Consider the following 25093-nt stretch of genomic DNA (forward strand, 5'->3'; position numbering starts at 1 on the left):
TGTATGCCATTGATTAAGGCACCGCCTGGATATCCCTCATTCTCATCCCATATTCCTTAGGCTAAAATGAATCGGCCGGGAACTTCAGCCCGATTTGGCGCCGGGCCTCTTCCATGATTTCCGCAACGATCAGCGAGTTGGCCAGCGAATTTACGCTGCTGTCCCGCTTCCCCGATTCCACGAGTTCGATGAACTCCCTCGCTTCATAAAACATCGATTCCTGCATCTGCGGTTGGCGTAAATCCTCTACTGTCCCGTCTCTGTACAGGATTTTCACGTCATAAGGCTGATTTACCTTATCGATGATCAAGGTTCCGTTCTCCCCTTGAATTTCCGCCGGTGCGTAGGAATCCGCGATTTTGGAATACATAACGACGGCATCCATATCTTCATAACGCATCAGGATGCTTCCCTCACCGTCCACGCCCGAGGACAGCATAATGCTTGTCGCCTGAACTGCCTCCGGCTTGCCGAACAACGTCACCAGCGGATAAATGCAGTAAATCCCCAGGTCCATCAAGGCCCCATTCGAAAATTCAGGATTGAAGGCGTTTAGCACATTCCCCTGTTTAAACGCATCGTAACGCGAAGAATATTGGCAATAGCTCGCAAAATAGCGGCGTACCCGCCCTATTTTATACAAATTGTTCGTAATCACCCGGAAGTTCGGCATCAGCGTGGATTTCATCGCTTCCATCAGAAGCACGTCATTGTCCCGCGCCGCTTGGATCATCCGCTGCGTTTCCGCCACGTTGGATGCGAGCGGTTTTTCGCACAGGACATGCTTGCCATGGTTCATGCACAATATCGCCTGCTCCGCATGCAAAGAATTGGGACTTGCAATATACACGGCATCGACCACATCGCCGGACACCATTTGTTCCAGATCGGTATACACCGACGGATTGCTGTTATATTTAGCGGCAAACGCCTTACCCTTCTCTTCCGAGCGCGAATATACGGCTGCCAGATTGAAATGCTCCGTCTCCTCCGCCGCTTGAATAAAGCGTTCCGTAATCCAGTTCGTTCCGATAACTCCAAATCGAAGCACTGAATGCATCCCCCTTTTTCTTAATATTCTCTATGTATTCTCTCATTAGGTGACACTCCGTGTCCACATACTTGTCATAAAATACGTCAAACTTCCCACGATCTATAGACTAGTTATTATTTCCACAATGAAGCAGGTAATACCGCCGATTACGCTTGCCTTTCGTCCATCAACTAAACTACAATAAAATTAGGCAAGAGCTAAATGGAATGAGGTGATCCGAGTGAATGGAGATAACCAAGATACGACGGCTAAATACATGATCACGGGAGACTCGATTTCCAAAGGAGTCATTTATGACGAGACGAGAAATAAATACGTGCTCCTTGAGGACAATTACGTGTCTCTTTTACAGGATAAATTGAAAGGCGCGGTCCGGAATACGGCCCGATTCGGCAATACCTTGATCAAAGGCATGTCCAATTTAAAAAAAGACGTGCTCAAGGATAAACCGAACATCGTGCTGATCGAATACGGCGGGAATGACTGCGATTTTCACTGGAACGAAATTGCCGATAATCCCGATGGGGACCACAGCCCCAAGACGGATTTTAACATGTTTGAGAAGATGCTGACCGAAGCGATCCAATTTTTGAAAAGTCAGCAAATTACCCCGGTATTGATGAGCCTGCCGCCATTGAATGCGGACAATTATTTTAAATGGGTCAGCAAAAACAATCCGGAAGCGGAGAAAAATATTCTGAAATGGCTCGGCAGCGTCACTAAAATTTATTGGTGGCAGGAGCGGTATAACTCTACGATCCTGAAAGTATCGGAAATGACGAAGACCAAATATATCGACGTGCGGGGAGCCTTTCTGGAACATCCCGATTTCACGAAATTCCTCTGCTCGGACGGGATTCATCCGAACCAGGCCGGTCATAAACTCATTTGCGATAAGGTGCTCGAATTTGTGCGGAGTAATTATAATCACTTGCTGCGGGACCAAAGCGACTTGGCTTTAAATAACTGAATGATGCACCAGCTATAAAACCTCCGGATAATCTGCTGAACTTGCCCCTTGGAAAGGCGAGTAATGCAATTTTATCCGGAGGTTTTCGTTTAATCCCTGGTGTTATAGCTGTTTTCTTTTTTGCAGCTCTCGCCAAACTTTTTTGTTGCTGTACTGCTTATCCGTGCTGATATCGGCGCCGAACCAGTCCGGCGGGTTGAAGCTTGTCGCTTCCGCCTCGGATTCGAATTCAACCTCAAGGACCATCATGTCGATCTGACGGTAATCGTCAATTTCGATCGTATACTCATTCCATTGGGCGGTAGTCCGTTTCTTCACCAAAGGAATTGCGCCCCGGCTATGAATCATCTGCTCATACAGCCCTGCCGAGATGTCATATTCCACTTCCTCGCGAGCCAGGCCGAAGCCCCGTTTGAAGGTATGGGTATAAGTCACCGCTCCGGTGCCGAGGTCCTTGATTTTGCGGACCCGCAGTTCCTGATCACCGTCCAGCGCCAAATAGGTCTGATCAATGACCTGCTCCTTGGTCAGGAGGAGGGTACCTTCCTCAAACAGCGCTTTCGGATATTCCGGAAGCAGAAATTTCCGTTCAATTTCAAGCGGCATGTCTTCATTCTCCTTGCTGATAGGTTTCTGTATCCAGTGTATCATGACATTAACAAATGCGGCAAAGACCTCGTAAAGACAAACAAGCGATACGTGATTATTACACCCCGCCGCTTCCCATCCCCGGCAAACCGCCTGGTGCTGATTTCGTCTTTACCGCGAAACAAACCTCGGTTCCGATTCCTTCCCGGCTTTCAATCGACAATCCTTCGCCGTACAGCGTCATCAGCCGGGTATGAATATTCCTCAGTCCCACCCCGGAATGGCCGTTCGAGTCCGTCAACAGCGAAGCGGCCCGATCCGGCGGCATACCTGTTCCGTTATCCCGTACGATGATCCACACCCGGTCCCCTTCTTCCCGGACGGCGATTTGTAACAGCCCCCCGGCTGATCTCCGCATAATACCGTGTCTGACGGCATTTTCAACGATAGGCTGGATCGTGAGCGGAGGAATCAACAAATTCACATCGGCCGTAACCTCCATCTCCACCTGGAGACGATCCTGGAACCGTGCCTGCTCCAGCATCAAATAGGAATGAACCAGCGTAAGCTCTTTCTCCAAGGTAACTAACTGGTCCCGGTTTTGGAAATCAAAGCTTCCCCGCAAATAACGGCTTAATTCGAACAGAAGCTTGGACGCCGCATCCGGCTCGGAGGGCAGGAATGATAAGACCGTATTTAACGCATTGAACAGGAAATGAGGCTTGATCTGTGCCTGCAAAAATGCCATCTCCGACGAAATTGCCGCTTGCACCGATTTGCGCAGCTCCAGCAGAGTACGCACCCGGGCCCTTAATTCATTGGCATCGACCGGTTTGCGTAGCAGATCGTTCACCCCGGCCTGAAAGCCGATTTGGGCGTCATCCGGCAAACTCCGCGCGGTCAGGAGCAGCACGGGCAGTTCAAACAGCGAATGCCTTGTACGGATGGTCTTGCACAGTTCGATTCCGGTCATTCCAGGCATCATCCAGTCGGCTATGACGAGATCGATCTGCCGATCCTCATTCAGCCGTTCCAGTGCTTCGCTTCCGTTATAAGCCGAAATGAGTGAGTAATGCTCCACAGACAACAGATTGTGCAGGACCCGCTGGTTCATAGGGTCGTCATCCACCAGCAGAATAACAAAGCGCTCCGTTTGAGGCTCATCCGCAGATGTTGCAGCCTTCTCATCGGATACATTCCCGGTGAACTGCCGGGGCTCTATTTTGACAGGCGGACCAGGACTGTTGGCGGCCAATGCTGGAACGGTAAAATAAAACACCGAACCCTGTCCCGGTTCGGACTCGGCCCAAATCTCTCCGCCTCCAAGCTCCACAAGCTTCTTGGAGATACCGAGACCAAGCCCGTACCCGCCGCTCTCACTTCCTGCCCCCGTCTCTTCAAACGTTTTGTTGAAAATATCAGAGAGCTGTTCTTTGGTAATGCCGATTCCCGTATCCTCCACGGCGACGGTAACTTGTCCATTTTCGGCCTCCGCATGAATCCGGATAATCCCTTGATCCGTAAATTTAACGGCATTTCCGAGCAAATTGTACAGGATCTGCTGAAGCCTGTCCTCATCCGTATCCAGCCATGGCAGGTTCTCGGGCAGGTTCTGTTCGAACACGATATTTTTAGAACCGGATATATGAAAAATGACTTCCATGACCGAACGGGTGACCGCCCGCAAATCTACGGGCTCCCGTCTTAGCTCAATATCCTCGTGCTTCAGCTTCACAAAATCGAGGATGTCGTCGATCAACACCGACAGCCGTTTTCCGGTCGAAACAATCATCGACAAATCCTTGGCCTGCTCCGGTTTTACTTTACCGGCAGCTCCTTCAAGCATGGATTGGGCAATATTGATGATCCCGTGCAAAGGCGTTCGCAGCTCATGCGAGGTGTTCGCCATGAATTCGTCCTTAAGTCCGTCCAAAGTCAGCAATTTACGGGACAAGCTCTCCACCTGGCTGAAGGATCTGTCAAATCTCCGGGCCATCAGCGTCGCCTGCATAATGACGAACAGAAGCATCAAGCCCGGGACGAGCCCGTGGCTTTCATACCCCAACAGGCTGGCTAAATAAATTAGGATCGTCATTAAAAGACTCATCACGCTAATCAAAGAGAACCCGACGTCTTCATTCCGTCTGACGATACTGCGGAACATGACGTAGGAAATATATGTAACACAAGTTATGGAGAAAAGAAGCAGCCCCGGTTCCAATACGGAGAACATGATCGGCGGCAGACAGAGCGCGATACTCACGGTCAGGATGGTGATCCAGTTGCATAACCGGATCGCTATTTTATGAACCGCATCAGGAATGACAGTCGCCACATAATGAAGCAAATAATAATAGATCAGGGCCGACAGGATCATCTGCAGCTTCAAGAACCAGGAATAAGGCATACCGGGCCAGAATACCGACAGCAGCTTTTCCCCGTGCGTCAGTACATACAGTATGGCTGTAAGGCTGAACAGCGACAGATGAAGAAGCGAAGCCTCCTTCCGAAGCAGGTACAAGCCCGCAAAAAACAAGGCCGGGATAAGGAAGCCGGACATGGTCATCCAATCGGATAGTTGAGCCTGATCCCTGCTCTTCATAACGGACTCCTGATCGCCAAACAAGATGGACGTAAAAACCCCGCCCGAGGAGTAGATATGATTGGAAACCTGCACGATAATCTCGAGTTCGTCCCCCTTTGCTACGGCAAAGCCGGTATAAGGAATGTTATTCGAGACCTCCTCTTGCCTGGAGCGGCCGATCTTTCCGCTCTCCCCCACTTCTTGGCCATCTATAAAAATACGATTCGCAGTCCGGATATTTCCCGTACGAATTCCGTAAATTTCCCCTTCTGTCCCGGCATGCCTAATCTTCAGGCGAAACGTCGCATATCCCTCAGCGGATTCTCCCCCGTCGGCGCCTATGTACGCATTCCATTTTCCCGGTAAATCCGCCATCCCGGTCAGCTTGGGTTGAACGGATTCAGGGCTGCTTTCGGGAGCAAAATCACCCGGTGTCAGCAGCTGGCCGCGGTAGAATTCCCATTCCCCGTTCAGTCTGACTACTCCGTCCTCGCTGAAGTTCCAGTCTCCGAGATCCAACACACCGCCATTGGCATTTGGTTGAAAGGCAATCGCCCTCTGCTGCTGGATTAAAATGTAGGCGGGAATCAAAAAAATCAGCAAAATGGCTCCCACGATAAATATAAGTCCTTTTTTGTTCATCCCTGTTCGCTCCGATGGTCCTGTTGTCTGTTTCGATTTACTTTTACTGTTATGTTATTTGGTGTCGCTTAGCTTGTCCTCTAAAAAAGATATAGCCTTAAACAGGAAAAGTAAATCCATTTTTAAGAAATTTGCAAAAAACGTGGAAATGCCGGGACGATACCATTTAAGATGATATCGTCCCGGCATTTGATTTTCGCTTTATTCCGCTCCCTAGGGACTCGTAAACGTCCCTAGGCTTATGTTGATGTAACTCGCCAACTTGTTATTGCCGACCTTGGTGACGTTGAACGACGCCACGAAATCGCCCTGCTGAATTGCTTGGGACAGCATTTCGCTGCGATAGCTGATCATCACTTTGTCGGTACCGACGCCCATATCGAGCTGCACCGAATCGGCGGGAATCATATCGGTGATCGCGGTGAGAGCCCCTGCGACACCGCCGACATACCCGTATTCGATCTTGTAAGCCCGGTTTGAAGGAGGGTGTATCGCTGCGGTCACGGAGCCTCTTTTAAATGACGCCTGCTTCTCGTCGCCCGAATTGTACCCATACTCGTCCTTCAATACGGAGAGCGTATCCCCGATACCGCCCGAAGCGGTCAATTGATCCGGTAAGTCAGAGAGCTCTGCTTCAGGCTCCACCTCATCCGGGATTTCGTCGCTGATAATTTCGTCAAGGACATCCGGGGTATCAGCCGGCAGGTCCGCCAATGGCTCCAGCTTTGGCTCTAACTCCTGCTCCTTCACTTGTTCAGCCGACTCTTCCGAGGCAACGGCAGTCACCTCCGGCTCATCCACGGCCGCTGCAGCCTGATCTCCGGAAACCTCGATGCCGGAATCTTCTGCTGTTGCTACCGGACTATTTTCCAAAGCAGCCTGCGCCGCCTTATAATCACTCACGGCCTGCATACCTCCGAACAACAGAATGCAATAGCTGATTCCCGCCATTACGGCATATAGGGCGATTCCGCCCTTTTTCTTCTTTTTCAGGGCATACACAAATGCCGGGATACAGATCAAGAACAGCACGAATCCTAAAATTGCTATGATGGCCCACATCGTTCAGTCGCTCCAACTCTCTCTAGTAATTTATGTATGTATAAAAATAACCCGCCCCCGGGACAAGCCCGTGACGGGTTATTACTAATATAATTGTTTTGGCTGATCTAGGCCATCACTTTGCAAATATTGTTCGTAAATTCTACAGGATCCTCGATCGGCAGCCCTTCGATCAGCAATGCCTGATTGTAGAGCAGGCTGGTGTACAAGCCCAGTTTATTTTTATCATTCTCGTAAGCCTCTTTCAAGGACTTGAATACGTCATGGTTGACGTTGATTTCCAGCACTTTGTCGGCCTTAACTTCCTGACCGCTCGGCATCGCGTTCAACACCTTCTCCATCTCGATCGAAACATCGCCCTCGGCGGACAAGCAGACCGGATGGGTCTTCAGACGTTTGGAAGCCTTAACCGACTTCACCTTGCCGGAGAGGAGCGTGTTCATTTCCTCGAACAAATCCTTGTTCGCGCTCTCCGCCTCTTTATCGTTTTGCTTGTCTTCTTCCGACTCGATGCCGAGATCGCCGCTGGAGACCGATTTGAATTCTTTCTCCTTGTAGTTCAGGATCATCTTAATCGCGAATTCGTCGATATCATCCGTAAAGTACAGAATCTCATAGCCTTTGTCCAGTACCATTTCGGTTTGCGGCAGCTTTTCCAGACGATCCACGGATTCACCGGTCGCGTAATAAATGTACTTCTGGTCTTCCGGCATTCTGGAGACATATTCATCTAGGGTAACGAGCTTCTTCTCTTTCGAAGAGGTGAACATGAGAAGGTCCTGTAATACTTCCTTGTTCATGCCGTAGTCATTGTAAACCCCGAACTTCAATTGGCGGCCGAACGCTTCGTAGAACTGCTCGTATTTCTCGCGTTCGTCCTTAAGCAATGTCAGGAGTTGGCTCTTGATCTTGCTCTGAATGTTCTTCGCAATCAGCTTCAGTTGACGGTCATGCTGCAGCATTTCGCGCGAAATGTTCAGCGACAAGTCCTCGGAATCGACCATCCCTTTCACGAAGCTGAAATAATCCGGAAGCAGGTCTCCGCATTTGTCCATGATCAGGACACCGTTGGAGTAAAGCTCCAGTCCTTTTTCGTACTCCTTCGTGTAGTAATCGAACGGCGTTCTTTCCGGAATGAACAGGATGGCATTATATACGACCGCGCCGTCCGCTTTGATATGAATATGGGACACCGGTTTATCGAAGCCGTAGCGCTTCTCCATATAAAAATTGTCGTAATCCTCGTCGGTCAACTCGCTCTTGTTCTTCCGCCAGATCGGCACCATGCTGTTGACGGTTTGCTCTTCACGGAATTCCTCGAATTCCCCCTCGCTGCCTTCCTTCGGACGATGAGAAGTCACATCCATCTTGATCGGATAGCGGATGAAATCGGAATATTTCTTAATGATCGACTTCAGGCGGTACTCTTCCAGGTACTCGTCATATTGGTCGTCCTCGGTATTTTCCTTGATCTTCAAAATAATATCGGTACCCACGGTCTCTTTCTCCGTCACGTCAATCGTGTAACCGTCAGCGCCGGTGGATTCCCATTTGTAAGCTTCCTCGCTGCCCAGCGCACGGCTGATTACGGTCACCGTATCGGCTACCATGAACGCGGAATAGAAGCCTACCCCGAATTGGCCGATAATATTGTGGCCATCCTTAGCTTCATTCTCGTTCTTGAAGGCGAACGATCCGCTGTTGGCAATAATACCGAGGTTGTTCTCCAGATCTTCCTTCGTCATCCCGATGCCGGTATCGGAAATGCGCAGCGTGCGGTTGTCCTTATCCACGGTCAGCTTAATGAAGTAATCATCTTTGTTAAATACAAGATTCTCATCCGTCAGCGCCTTGTAATATATTTTATCGATGGCGTCGCTGCTGTTGGAGATGAGCTCTCTCAGGAAAATTTCCCGTTGCGTATAGATGGAGTTGATCATCATTTCCAGCAATCGTTTCGATTCCGCTTTAAATTGCATCTTTGCCATGATGGATAGAAGCCCCCTTCTGATTTGAACAATATATTAGCACTCTAAGATGCAGAGTGCTAATTCATAACTCTATATTAATAATCCTGATTTTTGATGTCAATACGATCCCGTCCGAAACTATAAATTTCGGCTGCGGATCCCGCTTTTGATCATCGCTTCGATCTTCAGATATTGCTCCCTGGTGATGGACAACGTACGAATTTTGCGGTCCAGCTCCGCGGAAAGTTGTTTGCTGCGGTTTTTAATATCATCGCATGCGGCCTGCACTTGTCTGACCTGGTACTGGACATTGGATTCGCTGTAAGATCTTCCTACGCCCGAGGCCACTCTCTGCGCTTCGTTTACGATTTGCGTAGTTCTCGACTCGATATCGGAGTCCAGCTTCTTCATCTTGGTCTGCAAATCCCCCAGCCGGGAAATATTGACGAGCATAAGACCTTTAGAAGCCGCCGACAGACCTCTGGCCACCTTGCTCACGAATTTCTTCACGGAGACTGCGGCCTGCTTGCCTACACCTTTAATTTTGGAAGTGGTCAGCTTCGCCATGGTCTTGATGCCTACCTTAAAATCATGAACCCTCGCTTTTATTGCAGCTTTGGCTGAGTGGAATACCGTGGTCATCTTGTCGACCGCGCCTTTCCACGCTTCCTTCAAGTTTTCTATAGCCTGCTTGGTCGCCTGAACGATGCTGTCGCAGAAGCTCTTCACCACTCGGGCAACTTTGTCTTTAAATCTCGCGATCGCTTCACCGGCTTTGACAGCGGCATCTTTTACCGCAACCGCCATCTCCGCGATCCCGGCCTTCAAACGCTCCCAGGTCTCTTTGATTTTTTGCACGAACGCAGCTCCGGCCTCTCCGATTCGGGCGGTAATCTCTTTGGCTTTGGCAACCGCATCGTTCACCTTGTTGACCATCCAGTCTCCGATCTCCCGGAACTTGGCGACCGAGGCGTCGATGAACCTGTTGATGCCATCCCTGGTCACGGTTATAACATGGTGGACGCCTTCCTTAAACTCCTCCACCTTAGTAACGATCGACTCTTTCGTCCGGTTGAACCAACTCGTCATTTTATCCATGGCATTGTTCCATGTATTCTTGACGGACTCAATTATCCGCTTCGTACCTTCCACGATGCTGTCGCAAAAGCCCTTTACAGTCTGGACCACTTTATCTTTGAATCGGCCGATGGCTTCCGCGGCGGCAATGCCGGCATTCTTGATGTCCTCCGCAAAATTCTTTACTCCCTCCACCAGCTTATTCCACCCCTGCTTGACCTTCTCGGCAAAGCTGGCGAGCGCCGCTCCGATCTGCAGTCCGATTTCCTTGACTTTCTCTACCGCGACATCCAGTACATGACCCAGCCAATTCCCGAATTGCTGCAGCTTTTCAACCGCAAAGTCATAAAGATTCTTGAGGTTTTTGCCAATCGCATGGACCAGGTCATCAAAGAAAATAGGCGGAAATATAACCGTTGCCAACAGCGCTGCACCCAGTTCCGCGAAATCCCCATACTTTTTCGAGATTTGGGCCATTGTAAAATCATCCAGATGGCTTAGCGCCGCTATTGCACCAAATGCCGTCTGGTACCATTCTTCCTTTTCGCGCCCCTCTTTTCCACTTTCCTGGAGCGCAAGCAAGCCGTCGGCGGCGTAACTTAGGTAAGGCTCCTTCATGTTTTCATTGATATAAATCGTAAAATCATTAATAAAATTGGAGAGAACCCCCGGTTCTCCCTCTTTATTTAATTGACCGTTCTCGTTCAGAACCAGATTAGGTTTATGATAGAAGAAAATATCATAGAATTTCTCGGGATTCGCCGTCTCAATATAAATAATCTTGCCGGCCACCGGAATCAGGAGCCGGTTCACCGGATCATCTTTGGCGGAGATAGATGTGATTTTACCGCCGTTCGCGGCAATCAAATCCGCATACTTTTCGACGAACTCCTTCGAAAATCCTTGTCCGTCCAACGATAACGCCCGGTCTACCTTATCGGACAAGATCGCAACGTACTGGGCCTTGTTGCCTCCCTTGGAGTGGCCCGTTACGGTAATATTATTATAGGGCAAACTTTCAATATATTTTAAAGCGGCAATCTGCATCTCCGTGTCGGATAAATACGCGCCCGTACCGTTATCATGCCATTCATAATCGCCTGAAGTACCACGGAAGACGACGGTCGCATTATCTTGATTGTCTACGAAGGTAGCCATACGGGCGCCGGGTTCGATCGGCTGGCCTTTATCGTCACGTACGATCTTTCCGGTTTTTTCGTCATATACATTACCTACGTTGCCATGCTTTACGGTAAGATTCATCAGTTGTTTATCTTGTTCAATGTTTTTCAGGATCGTAATCCATTCTGCTTCATTCAATTGGCCGGGGTAAGTGCCTGTTACCTGGTCCTTGCTTTTCTCCAAGCCTCCATCCAGTAAATCTTCTACAATGACGCTGACTTTTACATTTTCCCGATTCGCCACATCTTTTAAATAGATTAAATTATCGAGGAGGATTAACTGACTTTCGCTAAGTTCAGACATTAGGTTCCCTCCCCGTATTTTTTCACTTCTAAGCTTCTGTTCACTTTAATCATCACATAATCGCGAACAAAAACATCTTTCATTTGGGCATTCGTTAAGCTTAAAGCCTCTAAACCGATGGAATCGAATTTGTCGTTATACACGACGTACAGTTGGATGTTTCCAACCATTTTCTTCGCCTTCATGTTCTCGGCAATTTTTCTGATTGCTTCTTCGTCGTCTATATTCTTAGCGGAATCCTCTTTAACAAAAATTACGTTACTTGAAGAAACTAATCTGTCGATCTCATAGATTTCTTCAATTTTCGTATTCTTATTCAACTGCTCCGACCACACTCCTTCGCCAAAGTCGGTAAACAACTTGAAATCCTGATAGATTTCGCTGACAAAACCGGATAAAACCGCCTCATATTGGGGTTTGATATAAATACCATAGTACCCGTCGCTTATCACGTAAGTATTATCTTTTGCCTTGGATCCCCGCACTTCGAAACGATCCGCTTTCGTTCCATCCTTCGGATAGACCCACAGAGTGTCATAGCTATAAGCAAATCCGCTCGATTCAAAAGAGATAGGAATGAATTCTTCGCCGTACTTCTCCTGTAAATAGGTGATCATCTGATCTTTAATCGCTTCCGGATCACTCTTCTTCATGCAACCGCTCACTCCTAATGAAATAATTAAGCTTGCTATTATAATCGGAAATATTCTTTTCGCAAGATGCTTCAATATCATGTCCCCCCACTCACCATTCCATCGAGAAATCAGGGAACTGCAGCGTGCGCTCCAAGTGGCGGCCCATAGCCTGGTCAAGACACTCCTTCACACGGCCTAACTCCTGATCCACCAATTCGTCAATTCTCACGTAAAAGCTCTCCATCCAAGGCTCTACCTCGAAGTTCTCCTGCTCCAACGTAAATAAGGCGACTCCCATCAGCACGGTTTGGACACTATCGAAAATAGAATCTATGATTTTGGAAGCGCGTGCAGCACACGTTTCGGCGATTTCCTCAAAACGGGCATTAAATTGCTCCTCGGTTACTTTTTCCAGCTCGGCGGCCATTTCGCTGCGATTGTTCTCCAACTGGCGGCCCGCAAATCTCACGGCCTCGTCAAGGGACCGCAAGATCCCCTCTTTATTTAATTCACCGAGCTTCAGAAATACGGAGTACACGCCCAAATCCGACAGCAGTAAATCCTCTTCCTCCGCTGCCCCCGGGAAAAAGATACGCCAAATTTCCGGTTCCACTGCACCAGCGGTATTGTAGAACCAACTGACAAAGCGGGAGAAATCACTTTGCTCCGTAATTACCGGTTTCCCGTCTTGGTCAAATTCCAGTCTTCTGTAAAAAAGAGCTTCGTCCGTCTCGTCCAGTTCCTCACCCTGCTTGACGAAACTTACTTTGTCCGTAAAGTCCCCGACCGGATCGTCTTCTCCCACGTAGTTAATCGCCTTGCCCGGCAGCTCATCCACACTTGGCGCACCGAATGCGACGGCTTCCGCATTGAATTTTACCGCAAGCTCGGCTGCACGCCAGCCGCCCAAGCCGATACCGATAAAGGTACTGCTCCCGCCGGAGCCAACCGTTTCTTCAAGTTCATTCGCCATTCTATTTAAATCGTAATTATATGTATGGGTCTCGGCCGTTTCTTCGGATTCCTGCACCAGAATCGTGCGGCCGCTATGTTCTTTATCCATAAAGACGTAATAATGATTACTACTCGCCTGCTCCCTAGGTTCCATGAGTTCTAATTCCGCAAAATTCACGGATCCCAAAATCTCTTGCGCCAGATCTCCCTGTCCGCACCCGGTCAGGCTATTTTGCAAATTTCGGACGATTTCCATTACAGGCCCGGAACGCTGCGTCTTCAACAGACCTGTTCGAGCCAATTCACATAACAGTAAACAATCTTTTTCGGACAACATCATTCTCCAATCTCCCTTTTAAATAGAATTCATCTATTTTTTGTTTTTCTGCTGCTGTTTTAACAGAAGCGCCTGTCTTTCCGCCTCCGCCCGTCTCCGGTCCTCGGCAACTTGGACTTCCCGAGCCAGCCGGTCAAGCCCCGTCTCCAGATCACGAATCTCCGTTTGCAGGCGATCGATCTCCTTTTTTGCCTTAGCCACGTAATCCTCTTTGAATGATTCGCTCGCTTTTCCTTTCCACCAGGACGCCGCATCATGCACTGATGACGCGAACTGGTTCTCCATTCTTTTGAGATCCGCTCCGCCCTGGGACGTTCGTCTGGCGGTGGAACGTATTTCGCTAGTTGAATACACGACGATTCCTCCATTTTCAAAAAAAGTATATATATTTCCGCACAGTAAATTGAACTATTTACCAAATATACTACCCGATTTCCGACCCAATCTCTACCATCCATAGGATCAAACTTGAAAAATCTTCATTTTGGTACCTGGCTTCTAAGCCGTTTGGCATAAAAGAAAAAAACTTCGGCCATGAACTCCGCCAATGTCTCCAGACTCACACTATCAACCTCAGGACTAAGGGCTTATTCGAAACAATCATGCTCTATGACAATCTTCCTCTCCTTCACGAACCTCAGGAGGCTTATTTCAGGAAAAAGAGCACAAAATAAATCTAACGAACCCCAACTTCGCTATGGAGTACATTAGAGGCAAAACGGCTCCATTTGTACCACAATAACGTTACTGGGGTTCGTTAGAATTTCAAATTACTGGATTTAGGCCAAATAAGCGTTCCTGGTTCGTTAGACTTTCAGATCAACCCTACTTCAAACATTCCATTTGGCCGATGATCTCCTTCACCGCCGCTTTGATCCCGCCGAGCGGCCTTCCCGTCACCGCGGAAATCACGGCGACACCGTCGGCGCCCGCGCCAATGACTTCGCCGGCGCGGGCGGCGGTAATTCCGCCTATGCCGACTAGGGGCAGGTCGATTCCCGCGCCGCGAAGCTCGCGGAGAATTCCCGGCCCCTGCACCGCATTGGCGTCGTCTTTGGACACGGTCGGATAGATCGGGCCGATGCCGAGATAATCCGCGCCTTGGCTGGCCGCGAGCCGGGCCTCTTCGGCCGTGTGCGCCGATACGCCGAGCAATCGGTTCCCGATGCGAGCGCGGACCCTTGCCGGGTCCTCATCATCCTGTCCGATGTGGACTCCGTCGGCCCCGATCCGAAGGGCCAAGTCCACATCATCGTTGATGATGAACGGAACCCCGGCGCGGCCGCAGGCCGCCTGCATTTGAAGCGCCAGCGCCAGCCGCGCTTCTCCGGCAAGCGAGCCGGGGCCCTTCTCGCGGAACTGCACCAGCGTGACGCCGCCGGCCAGCGCTTCTTCCAGTACCTGAAGCGGATACTCCTGACAGTTGACGCTGCCGATAACCAGATACATCCGCAAATATTTGCGCATTTGATCAGCGGAAATCCTTCCCTCTGCCATCACTCAATTCCTCCCTGCCGCCGGCGGTAGGCCCAATGATTGGTCGGACCGTGGCCATGGCCAAGCTCCAGGCTGTCCTCGATCGCTGCCTGAATAAAGTCTCTCGCCAGCTTCACCGCTTCCAGCGGTGCCATGCCTTTTGCGAGACACGCGGTCAGCGCAGCGGAGAAGGTACAGCCGGTACCATGCGTATGTAGGGTGGAAATCCTTTTGCCGGTCAGTTCCGTAAAGGACTTGCCATCGTACAGCAGGTCCGTTACGATCCCGCCGCCGCGCCTTTCTACCTCAGGCGATTCCCCCGGTCCGATCTTTCCGGCATAGTCAACGCTGGTTTCCTCGGCAGTTTCTCCATCCGCTCCATCCGCTCCGCTGTCGCTTCCACCCCCGGCTTCATCATGGCCGCCCTTGATCACGACCAGCTTGGGCCCCATGGCGCTGATGATCTCAGCGGCCTTCTTCCGGTCCTGCATCGTGCGGATCGTCACGCCGGAGAGCGCCTCCGCCTCCGGGATGTTCGGCGTGACCGCCAAGGCCAGCGGAAGCAGGTCCTTCTCCAGCGCGTGCACCGCTTCTTGCTGAAGCAGCTCAGCCCCGCCCTTCGCGATCATCACCGGATCGACGACAAGGCGCTCCCAGCGAAAGCGCCGGACTTCTTCGGCAACGGCATGAATGATGTCGGCGTTAAACAACATACCGGTCTTCACGGCATCGACGCCGAGATCGCTGCCGACAGCCCGGATCTGCTCCGCTGCCGCTGAGGCCGGCAGCGGGTAGACCCCGCTGACACCGAGCGTGTTCTGCACGGTGACCGCCGTGATGGCCGACATGCCGTAAACGTTCAGTTCCTGAAACGTTTTGAGGTCGGCCTGAATCCCGGCTCCGCCGCCGCTGTCCGATCCGGCGACTGTCAGCGCCTTGGCTAGGCCGTGGCGGGTCACACCAGGCCCCCGGCCGTCGCCGCCTGGATTTCCCGGACGGAGGCGTAGCCCTTCAGCGAATGCGGATGCAGCTTCGCGAGCTCATCCAGGAAGGCGGTCTGGAAGCTGCCAGGCCCGAAGGCGGCCGTTCGCTCGGCGGCGCGAGCAGCCGCCGTGCCATAGAAGGCCAGACCGGCCGTCCCGGCGAGCAGCAAGTCCTCCTCGACCGCCGAAAAAGCGCCCAACACCGACGTCAACAGGCATCCCGTGCCGGTTACCTGCGTCATCAGCGCGTCGCCGCCGCTGATCACCCGGCACAGCTTCCCGTCGGTGATCACATCCTCCCGCCCGGTGATGGCTACGACCGTTCCCAACTCCTGGGCGGCCCGGACCGCCAGAATGGCGTTGTCATAGCTTCCGCTGTCACCGGCGTCCACGCCTTTGATCTCGCGGGTCTCGCCGATGAGATGCGCAATCTCGGCCGCATTTCCCCGCACCAGCGAAACCCGCACCTCACGCATGATCCGCAGCGAGGATTCCGTCCGGAATCTCGTTGCCCCGGCCCCGACCGGATCAAGCAGCACGGGAACGCCGTTCTCGTTGGCGGAACGCCCGGCGATGATCATCGCCTCCACAAGGTCGCTATTCAGCGTTCCGATATTCAGCACCACCGCGCCCGCGACTTTCGCCATGTCGGCGACCTCTTCCGGTGCGTAAGCCATAACGGGAGAGGCTCCCAGCGCGTAAAGCCCGTTGGCCGTAAAATTGGTCACGACTACATTGGTCATGTTATGAACGAGCGGTTTCGTCTTTTGCAATTTGGCAAGAAGTGAGGACAGTTCTCTTTCCAGCATACTCATATTGTTCAATCAACCTTTCTTTATGAAATAGATAGATTTGAAAAAGAAAATAAAGTCTGTCCGGCTCACAGCACCGCCGCCCGCATCGGAACGGGCCATTCTTCCTGCTTATAAGCCATGTCCCAGAACAGGTACTCCAGTTGGCAGCTATGAAGAAAATGCTCCTTCATGCGCTCCCGCTCCGCCGCGCCGGCCTCTTCCGCCCATAAATCCACCTGTTTGCGCAGCTTCACCGTGGTATCACCCGCGAGCCCCCCGTAAAACTGAATCCAGTCATAGAAGGGATGAGACGGCTCTGGCCGGACTTCCTCGATCAGCCTTTGGCCGATTTCCAGGTATGTCCAAGGGCATGGCAGCAGCGCCGCCAGCATTTCGCCAAGACTTCCTTCATGGGCAACCGTCAGCATATGCTTGATGTAGTGGTGTGCAGAAGGAGCAAGCGGATAGCCCTGCATTTGCTCATATGTCACCCCCGCAGCGGTGCAGAAATTTTGATGCGGATGAACCTCGCTGTGCAAAATAAAGCCAATCTGCTCATTAAACATTTCAATATCTTCCCGCCGTGTGCATTTCGAAATCGCGATCCCGTAAATTCGCATATACGCATTCAAATATTCATAATCCTGTTTGACATAATGGATCAGTTGCTCCCTTTCCAGCTTTCCTTCCGCAATTCCGCGGACAAAAGGATGCTCATAGATCGCGTCGAACAGACCATCCGCCTCCCGGCGTACCTCCTCGGTAAAGTTCACCAACGCCCACCTCCGGTAAATAGTTTGAGAATAGGAATCCGCATACCAAAAAAGCCGCCCCGGAAACGGAGCGGCTTCATCTGCAATATCATACGGAACATAGGTATCGCCTTTGAAGGGCCGGCTCCACTTCCCTACGCTAGTACGAACTAGATCAGGTTCAAAGGGTCCAAGAATTCGTCTCTTGTCTCAGCCGTTTAACGGCTCCCCTAGTGGATTTCCTATTCTATTGATACATACTGTACCCCAGGCTTACAAGATTTGTCAAACAAATCGCAATGGAAGACTTTTTAATTACTTCTTATCCACCTGCAGCAGGGTAACGTTCTTGATCGCATAAGTGTCTTTGATCTTCTCTTCCGAAATGACCTTTAATTTGACCAAGCTCGCGATTTTACCGGAATCCGGCTTGGACAGCATTCGCCAAAGCTCGAGGTCGGGCAGGGCTTCGTACAACCGGTTCTCATCGTATTCCCTCCGGTTTTGCAGGACGAGTATTACCTTATGGCTTTCGAGATCCAGACCGGTCGTATCCTGATCCCGGCAGTAATCCAGAATGGCTTGGCGAAGCTCCCCCAATTCCCGGTCCAGCTCTTTCTGCTGCTGTTTTACCTCATAATAACGTTCCACGATCTTGTCCAAAAATTCTCACGCTCCTTTATATCCCATGGATATGCCGAAGCGTGCGATTTTAGGCCAGCCGGCCGCTAAACCTTATTCACTTGGCTTCCGCCCGTTCATGCAAGGGCAAGGTGATCGTAAACCGGGTCCCTCCCCGGTGGACGCTCTTCAAGGATACTGTTCCCCCAATTGCCTGAATCGCCTGATAGGAGAACGTAAGGCCAAGCCCCGTCCCTCTGGCCTTGGTGGAGAAAAAAACGGAGCCCAACTTCTCGATTTGGTCCTTCGTCATCCCGATCCCATTGTCTTCTATCGTCAACACGGCTTCTCCGCCAACTGCCCCCAGTTCCAGGGTCACCCTTCCCTCCGTGGAGTCGTAGCAGGCTTCAATCGCGTTCTTGATCATATTCATAAGTATCTGTTTGATTTTCTCGGGATTGGCCAGAATCCATATCCGGCCTTCCGGGATCTGCCCTTCCAGCGCGACATTGTTCATATTCGCATAAGGGCGCATCACTTCCACCGTTATTTTCAACAGGTTCGACAGATCGGTCGATTCTTGATGATCCGTCAAGGGCTTTGAGATGGAAAGATACTCCGAGAGTATATATTCGGTACGTTCCATTTCGCTTACGCAAATATCTATGTAACGATTGACTTTATCCCGTTCCCGCGAGGATTCGCGAATCAGCTTGAGGAACCCCTTTACCGCAGTGAGCGGGTTGCGTACCTCATGAACCAGCGATGCGGCTACCTGGCTAATCACCAAGACTTTTTCATTTTGCGCGTATTCGATAAACAGCTCCTTATCCTTCACTGCCTTTTGAAACAACGAAATCAGCAGCCAATTGCCGATAAAGTTCTGGACCGGAACAACAAATATATGAAACAACAGATTATTTTCGATAGGATCCGGATTGTACAAATAGACGAACAGGAGCGGTACGAAGAAGAAAATGAAGCCCGCCAATAATACGACGGGCACTTTTTGCCTGGCAGCCAGGTACATCCGACGTAAAGCCAAGGATAGGGGAAAGATGATCAACATGATCACCATCGCAATTCCCATCCCGTCGCCGCCCAAGTACAAACGGTACAGTACAAATTCCAGCAACAGAATGAGACCTGCAGGCAAGCCGCCGAAAATGAGTCCGAAGAAGAGAAACACATACCTTATGTCATAATAGTACCCGGTCACCGCGCTTGCCCCGAAGGTCATGGAGAAGAACAAGCAGATCGCAGTAGTAATTATAATGAATTTCCGCGAGTAATTCCGGGGCGAATCCCGGTAATAAACATTGAACATCAGAAAGGGCATAAGGGCAAAAAATAACTGGAGTATTATTTCCTTTACAATGGTCATCCGCAGTCACCCTTCATTTCCAGGACATTAAATTTAGTTGTATAATAATTCTATCCTACTATCTTTAAACCCTTTAATTCCAGGCTTAACCAAGCCAATCACCAATTATTTACCGCATGTTCGATAAACGCTACCATCTCCTTAATTTCCAGGACCCGCCCATCGTCCAGCACGGCTTTTCCCGTAAAGGTGCCAAACAACTGATGGCATTTGTTGTCCACGAACAGCAGCTTCGTTGCCGTCTGCTGGTCATAAAGCGGCGTGAACTCCATTTCGAATCTTCCGTCATCGCTCGTAATCCTTTTCTTGGACATATAACCCCCGGCCGGCAAATCATAGATGACCCGGCCCAGCTTATGGGCCTTGCCGTCATAAAACAGCATATTTTCACTAGCTGCCGAGGTGTTGCCGAAGCCGTGACCGATATTGAAGCCAAAGCGTTTCCCGTCCACATAGCAGCTGCCGTTTCCCCAAAACCATTCGTGACGGAACGGCCATACCCCTCTGCCCCAATCCAGCAGCCCAAAGGAAGAATCCGGCTCAAAACGATACTCCTTACCGTCAACCTTTACAGAGCCTGTAGCAGGCATGCAATTAATCTTATGGTTGTAATAAAAACAGGAGCGATGCTCGTCAAAAGGCGTGGCGATGACCAACGACGTTTTGTCGGGCTGGGACAGGGCGACGTCGACCTCCATCCTCGGCAGGTTCCCGCCGCCGCCGGCCCGGCAAATTAGTCTTCTTCCGCCTTCGTACACCTGGAATTGCATGAATATATCTTTCCGGCTGTAGGTCAGATCCCCTTCTTCGGCGGATAGCGGCATACGCAAACGGTTAAACGGCAAGGCAAGCATCCGGGAAACCTCATAATGCTTCCCGGTAGCAAATTCAAACAGTTTCACCGCAATACTGCCCGCATAAGATACATGTCCGATCGTAAGCTGCAGACAGTAATCGTCATTGGACACCTGGTAGAAATCCCATTCTTTGATTTTCCAGGGCGGTACCTTGATTCCGGAACGGTTATAATTCAGCACGGCCTGTGTCGAATATCCCTTCTGCAAAAGAGAGCCGTTGCCGTCAAGCAGGTCCCCCGGCGTAACGATCTGATGTTGATAGTTTTGTTGCATAGCTTTAGCTGCACCTCCATATGAGTATGATTCTATTTTGGTTCCGAAGCATCCGACTGCAGTCGCATCTTGGCGAATCTCCCCGCCGGGATTAACGGCAATACCGTAAGAATCGTCACGAGCGCCGATACAAGAAAGAGCGTTTCGGTCGGCACCATACCTGAAACTCCATCAATAACCCTGTGTACTCCGTATTGCGTGATCACGAATCCCGAAAGCAAAGGCCCGATCACCATGGGCAGACAGACGGCAAACACCATTCTGATCCCTTCAAATTGCCCCCGTTGCTGCTCGGGGTACAAATTTTTGACCCAGGCGGTCACCGTTTGCATCATCAGGACATAGCCGATTCCGGCTCCGAAAATCCCGATCAGCAGCACGAAATGACTGGAAAACCGTGAAATGATAAGCAATCCTGTAACATTGGCCAGCACGGCAAACAGGATGACGGAGGCGAGCTTGCCTCGTTTGATGAATCCGGCAGCCGGCAACGTCAGGAATATGGCGGCCACGAGCCCGATGCCCTGTAAAATGCCGGAAAGAGAGTAGCTCATGTTGAGGTAGTTGTTGAGATAGATAGTAATGTAGGGGAAATAGACATTAAAGGCGGTAAAGAACACAGCGTTAATCACGAACACCCAAAATAATTCCTTATTCTCCAGTACCGTTCGTACCCGGAACACTCCGGCAAACTGGCGCCAGTAGCCAGCTTCCAGCTTCCTTGCCTTCAAGCCCGGGTCATCCTTCAACATGAACAGCGCGAGTATTCCCGTCACCGTCACCATACCGCCCATCATCGTAAAAAAGGGAAAGAAATCAAGGGCATCCACCAGCATTCCGGATACGACGGCCCCGAATATCGTAGCCAGCACCGGCATGGCGGCAAAAGCCGCGCCGAGCTTGCCCCGGTTATGCACATTTGAAATGTCCGTAGTCCAGGGATTGTATCCGGCATCATAACCGGTCGAGCCGAAGAAGCTCATGACGGCATCGGCGGCTACGATGACGACGATGGCGATGATCAAGGGATTTTTGGGGATAAACTCCGTCGCTCCAAAAACCATCGTAAATACACCCCAGCAAATATAACCGACGGCGATAAACGGCTTCCTCTTTCCGGCCCGGTCCCCCCAGGTCCCGATCAAGAAGGTGGTCAGCGTAGATACGATCGCGCTGATGCCGACCATCCATGAAATAATGGACGGATCTTTGGCGATTTTGGCATAAACAAAGGTGTTGAACCAGGAATTTTCGATGTTCCAGCAAATCTGGCCCGCCATGCCGAGAATCCAGATCAATGTCCAATTTTTTGACGAAATGCCCCCGTTTTTAATAAACCTCAACCCCTTCCATCATGTCGTTACGCAGCTCGTTCAGCAAATCGTCATGAAGCTCATTCAGCAACCCTTCGTCCAGCTTGACGATTTCCCGGTCATAGGTCAGAATTCCGTTTAGTTCGGTCTCGACATCGGTCAGTTGGGTATAGACGGCAGCGGCTACCCCCTGATTGAGCAATGGTTTCAATTGCTTCTTGATCAGTGAGGCATAAGCGGCGTTCAGCGCTTCCCTGCTCTTGAACTTCCTATATCCGAAGCCTTTGCCTTCCCGCCACACATGCGCCTCCTCCATCAGACTGTAGCCCCCATATTCGGAAATCACGACCGCGCGGCCGCCGGACTTCTTCGGCATTTTCAGCTTGCGAAAATAGATATGCACGCTCTTGAAATCGCCCGCCTCTTGATCATGCCAGCCGCTGGCATGGTCCACCGGACGGGACGGGTCATAGGCCTTGAGCCATTCCGCAATGTCCGCGGCATCGAATTGTCCCCAGGCTTCATTGAACGGAACCCACACCCCGATGCACGGGACATTGTACAATGCGTCCACCATCTCTTTTAATTCCTTGCGATAGTTGTCGCGGTTGGAGATTTCCGCCCTACCCAAGGCTTTGTACTTGTCGTCTTTCACTTTGATTGCGCTTACAAAGTTAGGGAGGATGAAATGATGCAAATGGTTCCAGCCCCCGCCGCCGTTGATCATGTCCTGCCAGACAATCAGTCCGAGCCGGTCGCAATGATAATACCATCTGGCGGGTTCGATTTTGATATGCTTCCGCACCATGTTGAAGCCGAGCCTCTTCACGGTTTCGACATCATAAGCCAACGCCTCGTCACTCGGAGCGGTATATAAACCGTCAGGCCAATACCCTTGGTCCAGGACACCATGCTGGAACAGCGGCTCCCCGTTCAGGAGCAGTCTGACTGCGCCGGCCTTATCCTTCCCGACACGGAAATCCCGCATCGCAAAGTAACTTTGTATCGTATCGAGCGTGCTTCCGTCTTCCGCATGCAATCGGACGGTTAGATCGTACAGAAACGGGTTGTCCGGGCTCCATAACTTCATTTTCGAAAAATAAAGCTTCAGTTCCCCGCCAACCGGACTACCCCCGGTTGCGACGATTTCGCCATCCGCATAAGCTATCGCCTCAATGCGGTTATGTACGGAATCGGATCCACCATTCGCAGAATCAATATGTATAAATACGGACAACTCCCCGTCCGCCAGGTCGGGCACCAGCCGAAAGGAGGCGATATGCGCTTCGGGAACCGGCTCAAGCCATACAGTCTGCCAAATCCCCGAGACGGCCGTATAGAACAGCCCCTTGGGATTCAAAGCCTGCTTGCCGCGTTCTTGCCCGAACGTGTCCGTCGGATCCCAGACCCGAACAATAATCTCTTGCTCTTGACTCCGCTCCGCATTCCCTGCATTTAAATGCCCGGTAATATCCAGGGAAAATGGGGTGTAACCTCCGGTATGTTCTCCGGCTTTACGCCCGTTGACCCAGATTTCCGTTTCCCAGTCCACCGCCCCAAAATGCAGCAGCAGCCTTCGCCCTTTCCAATTGTCCGGCACGGAAAATGTTCTCCTGTACCACAACCATTCCCCGGGACCCAGCGGTTGCTGCACCCCTGACAGAGCCGACTCTACCGGAAATGGAACCAGAATTAGACCGTCCCACAAGTCCGGTGTACCGCTCCCTTTCGCCCTGGGAGTGATCGCATATTCCCAAAGCCCGTTCAAATTCATCCACTCGTCCCTGACCATTTGAGGCCGCGGGTATTCCGTAAGCACTCGCTGCGGGTCGACCTGGCGCCCCCATCGGGTCTTCAGCCCTGCTCCGGCTTTCCAGCCGGACTGTTCCGTCCGTTGCATGTCATCCCTCCTTTTCTGCCTTGCATAATAGCAATTCTAATCTATATTTATTGTTTTGATAATCCATGAATTCCTCGCAAAAAGAGCGGAACCCGATATGCACCGGATCCCGCTCTCACTATATTCTCTAGCTCCATATTTCCTCGGCAATTTCCTTGATGAAGGCCAGCTTCCGCCACTGTTCTTCCTCCGTCAACAGATTACCTTCCTCCGTAGAGGCAAATCCGCACTGCGGGCTGAGGCAAATTTGGTCCAAGCCCACAATTTCCGCTGCTTCTTTAATGCGGGCGACAATGACATCCTTGTCCTCCAGCACTCCTGTTTTGGAAGAAAACAATCCCAAGACGACCTGTTGATCCTTTAGCTCTTTCAGCGGTGTAAAATCCCCGGCCCGCTCCGTATCGAATTCAAGATAATAGCCGTCGATATGCTGTATTCCGAACAACGTTTCCGCAACCGGCTCATATCCGCCAGACGAAGCCCAGGTGGAGTAGTAATTGCCGCGGCATACATGGGTCGTTACGACCAGGTCGGACGGCAATCCCTCAACCGCCTCCTGATTTACGCGGGCATACAGCTTCGCGATTTCGGCCGTATCCACCCCCGCACCCTGCATCGTTTTAGCGAATTCCCGGTCACAGAGCATGCCCCATGTGCAATCATCCAGTTGAATGTTGCGGCATCCTTCCTCATAAAAAGCAAGAATCGCCTTATGATAAGCCTGAGCGGTATCTCTCGCCAACTCGTCGGTGCTGCTATAATACTTGTCCGTACTTGCCTTGTTCTCTGGACGGAGCAGCTCCGCCAGGAACTGCGCTGGCGCCGGAATCGTCTGGCGGGCAACGACGTCGTCTCCTGCCGCTTGCTTCAAGAACCGGAAGTGCTCGACGAACGGATGGTCGGAAAATCCGATTTTCCCGTTCAAACGCGCGGTTTCCGCTCTTGTCTCAATGCCGTTGAACTGGTAGCCTTTTTCCGATCCTGCCTTCTCTACGCCGTCCAGTCCCCACATGAAATCCAAATGCCACCAGGAACGTCTGAACTCTCCGTCCGTCACGGCCTGAAGTCCGGCCGCTTTTTGCTGCTCGACCAAATTGATAATTTCGCGATCCTCAATTTGCTTCAGCTCGGCCTCCGTAATCTCTCCTTTGCCGAATTGCGCTCTGGCCTTCTTCAAAGCCTCCGGCCGCAAAAAACTCCCCACTACATCAAACCGGTATGGCGCCGCCTTTCTGGATGTTCCTTGAACCGTCGTCACGTTGCACATGGCTGATATCTCCTCTTCACGATTGAATTTGAATTCGTTAAGAGAAAAATACCATACCTACCCGGTTATAGAGTAACTCCAATAAGCTATAACTGGTTATAGCCAAAAGCTATAT

The 25093-nt window shown here is 51.0% G+C and carries 20 protein-coding genes and 1 riboswitch; of the genes, 1 reads left to right on the forward strand and 19 read right to left on the reverse strand.

What is annotated here, in order from left to right; all coding sequences use genetic code 11:
• Positions 1 to 61: 61 nt before the first annotated feature.
• Positions 62 to 1051, reverse strand: coding sequence for a Gfo/Idh/MocA family protein (locus tag NYE70_RS21465; protein ID WP_211022818.1), 990 nt, complete (start codon positions 1049 to 1051; stop codon positions 62 to 64).
• Positions 1052 to 1274: 223 nt separating this feature from the next.
• Here NYE70_RS21465 and NYE70_RS21470 point away from each other — a divergent pair, with 223 nt between their 5' ends.
• On the forward strand, positions 1275 to 2024 hold the full coding sequence (locus NYE70_RS21470; RefSeq protein ID WP_306434214.1) for an SGNH/GDSL hydrolase family protein: 750 nt from the start codon (positions 1275 to 1277) through the stop codon (positions 2022 to 2024).
• Between the two features lie 102 nt (positions 2025 to 2126).
• On the opposite strand, the gene NYE70_RS21475 is transcribed toward NYE70_RS21470, so the two are convergent.
• The 18 genes from NYE70_RS21475 to NYE70_RS21560 form a co-directional block, all read right to left on the reverse strand.
• Positions 2127 to 2630, reverse strand: coding sequence for a CYTH domain-containing protein (locus tag NYE70_RS21475; RefSeq protein WP_211022819.1), 504 nt, complete (start codon positions 2628 to 2630; stop codon positions 2127 to 2129).
• 100 nt (positions 2631 to 2730) lie between these two features.
• Positions 2731 to 5838 (reverse strand): hybrid sensor histidine kinase/response regulator, encoded by a 3108-nt coding sequence (locus NYE70_RS21480; RefSeq protein ID WP_341048077.1) that lies wholly within the window; start codon positions 5836 to 5838, stop codon positions 2731 to 2733.
• 213 nt (positions 5839 to 6051) lie between these two features.
• Positions 6052 to 6900, reverse strand: a complete 849-nt coding sequence (locus NYE70_RS21485; protein ID WP_341048080.1) for a hypothetical protein — start codon at positions 6898 to 6900, stop codon at positions 6052 to 6054.
• A gap of 107 nt (positions 6901 to 7007) precedes the next feature.
• Positions 7008 to 8888 carry a molecular chaperone HtpG gene (htpG, locus tag NYE70_RS21490; protein WP_341048082.1) on the reverse strand — a complete coding sequence of 627 codons (1881 nt, stop codon included), beginning with the start codon at positions 8886 to 8888 and terminating at the stop codon, positions 7008 to 7010.
• Between the two features lie 120 nt (positions 8889 to 9008).
• A complete protein-coding gene (locus tag NYE70_RS21495) occupies positions 9009 to 11432 on the reverse strand; it encodes an Mbeg1-like protein (RefSeq protein WP_341048084.1) in 2424 nt (807 codons plus the stop codon).
• Positions 11432 to 12085: a hypothetical protein gene (locus tag NYE70_RS21500; protein WP_341048085.1), complete on the reverse strand. Its 654-nt coding sequence runs from the start codon at positions 12083 to 12085 to the stop codon at positions 11432 to 11434. The genes NYE70_RS21495 and NYE70_RS21500 overlap by 1 nt, the downstream gene beginning before the upstream one ends.
• Positions 12086 to 12176: 91 nt before the next feature.
• The gene (locus NYE70_RS21505; protein WP_341048087.1) at positions 12177 to 13361 is read right to left on the reverse strand and encodes a hypothetical protein; all 1185 of its coding nucleotides are present in this window, start codon (positions 13359 to 13361) and stop codon (positions 12177 to 12179) included.
• 30 nt (positions 13362 to 13391) lie between these two features.
• Positions 13392 to 13712: a WXG100 family type VII secretion target gene (locus NYE70_RS21510; protein WP_211022826.1), complete on the reverse strand. Its 321-nt coding sequence runs from the start codon at positions 13710 to 13712 to the stop codon at positions 13392 to 13394.
• Between the two features lie 471 nt (positions 13713 to 14183).
• Positions 14184 to 14855 carry a thiamine phosphate synthase gene (thiE, locus tag NYE70_RS21515; protein ID WP_341048089.1) on the reverse strand — a complete coding sequence of 224 codons (672 nt, stop codon included), beginning with the start codon at positions 14853 to 14855 and terminating at the stop codon, positions 14184 to 14186.
• The gene (gene thiD / locus NYE70_RS21520) at positions 14855 to 15793 is read right to left on the reverse strand and encodes a bifunctional hydroxymethylpyrimidine kinase/phosphomethylpyrimidine kinase (protein WP_341048090.1); all 939 of its coding nucleotides are present in this window, start codon (positions 15791 to 15793) and stop codon (positions 14855 to 14857) included. Before thiD ends, thiE begins: the two co-directional genes overlap by 1 nt.
• Positions 15790 to 16632 (reverse strand): hydroxyethylthiazole kinase, encoded by an 843-nt coding sequence (gene thiM / locus NYE70_RS21525; protein WP_341048092.1) that lies wholly within the window; start codon positions 16630 to 16632, stop codon positions 15790 to 15792. The genes thiD and thiM overlap by 4 nt, the downstream gene beginning before the upstream one ends.
• Positions 16633 to 16697: 65 nt before the next feature.
• Positions 16698 to 17384 (reverse strand): thiaminase II, encoded by a 687-nt coding sequence (gene tenA, locus NYE70_RS21530; protein ID WP_341048093.1) that lies wholly within the window; start codon positions 17382 to 17384, stop codon positions 16698 to 16700.
• Between the two features lie 114 nt (positions 17385 to 17498).
• Positions 17499 to 17605: riboswitch (TPP riboswitch) on the reverse strand.
• Positions 17606 to 17678: 73 nt separating this feature from the next.
• Positions 17679 to 18026, reverse strand: a complete 348-nt coding sequence (locus NYE70_RS21535; RefSeq protein ID WP_341048095.1) for a hypothetical protein — start codon at positions 18024 to 18026, stop codon at positions 17679 to 17681.
• A gap of 76 nt (positions 18027 to 18102) precedes the next feature.
• Positions 18103 to 19368, reverse strand: a complete 1266-nt coding sequence (locus NYE70_RS21540) for a HAMP domain-containing sensor histidine kinase (protein WP_341048097.1) — start codon at positions 19366 to 19368, stop codon at positions 18103 to 18105.
• Between the two features lie 98 nt (positions 19369 to 19466).
• Positions 19467 to 20498 (reverse strand): DUF2804 domain-containing protein, encoded by a 1032-nt coding sequence (locus NYE70_RS21545; protein WP_341048098.1) that lies wholly within the window; start codon positions 20496 to 20498, stop codon positions 19467 to 19469.
• 32 nt (positions 20499 to 20530) lie between these two features.
• Positions 20531 to 21796, reverse strand: a complete 1266-nt coding sequence (locus tag NYE70_RS21550; protein WP_341048100.1) for an MFS transporter — start codon at positions 21794 to 21796, stop codon at positions 20531 to 20533.
• Positions 21797 to 21827: 31 nt separating this feature from the next.
• Entirely contained in the window at positions 21828 to 23711 is a 1884-nt protein-coding gene (locus NYE70_RS21555; protein ID WP_341048101.1) for a glycoside hydrolase family 2 protein, read from the reverse strand.
• Positions 23712 to 23838: 127 nt separating this feature from the next.
• Positions 23839 to 24978, reverse strand: a complete 1140-nt coding sequence (locus NYE70_RS21560) for a 5-methyltetrahydropteroyltriglutamate--homocysteine S-methyltransferase (protein ID WP_341048102.1) — start codon at positions 24976 to 24978, stop codon at positions 23839 to 23841.
• Positions 24979 to 25093: the final 115 nt, after the last annotated feature.

Origin of the sequence: Paenibacillus sp. FSL R5-0407 (assembly GCF_038009185.1) — a bacterium.
In the GTDB taxonomy this organism is placed as follows: domain Bacteria; phylum Bacillota; class Bacilli; order Paenibacillales; family Paenibacillaceae; genus Fontibacillus; species Fontibacillus vini.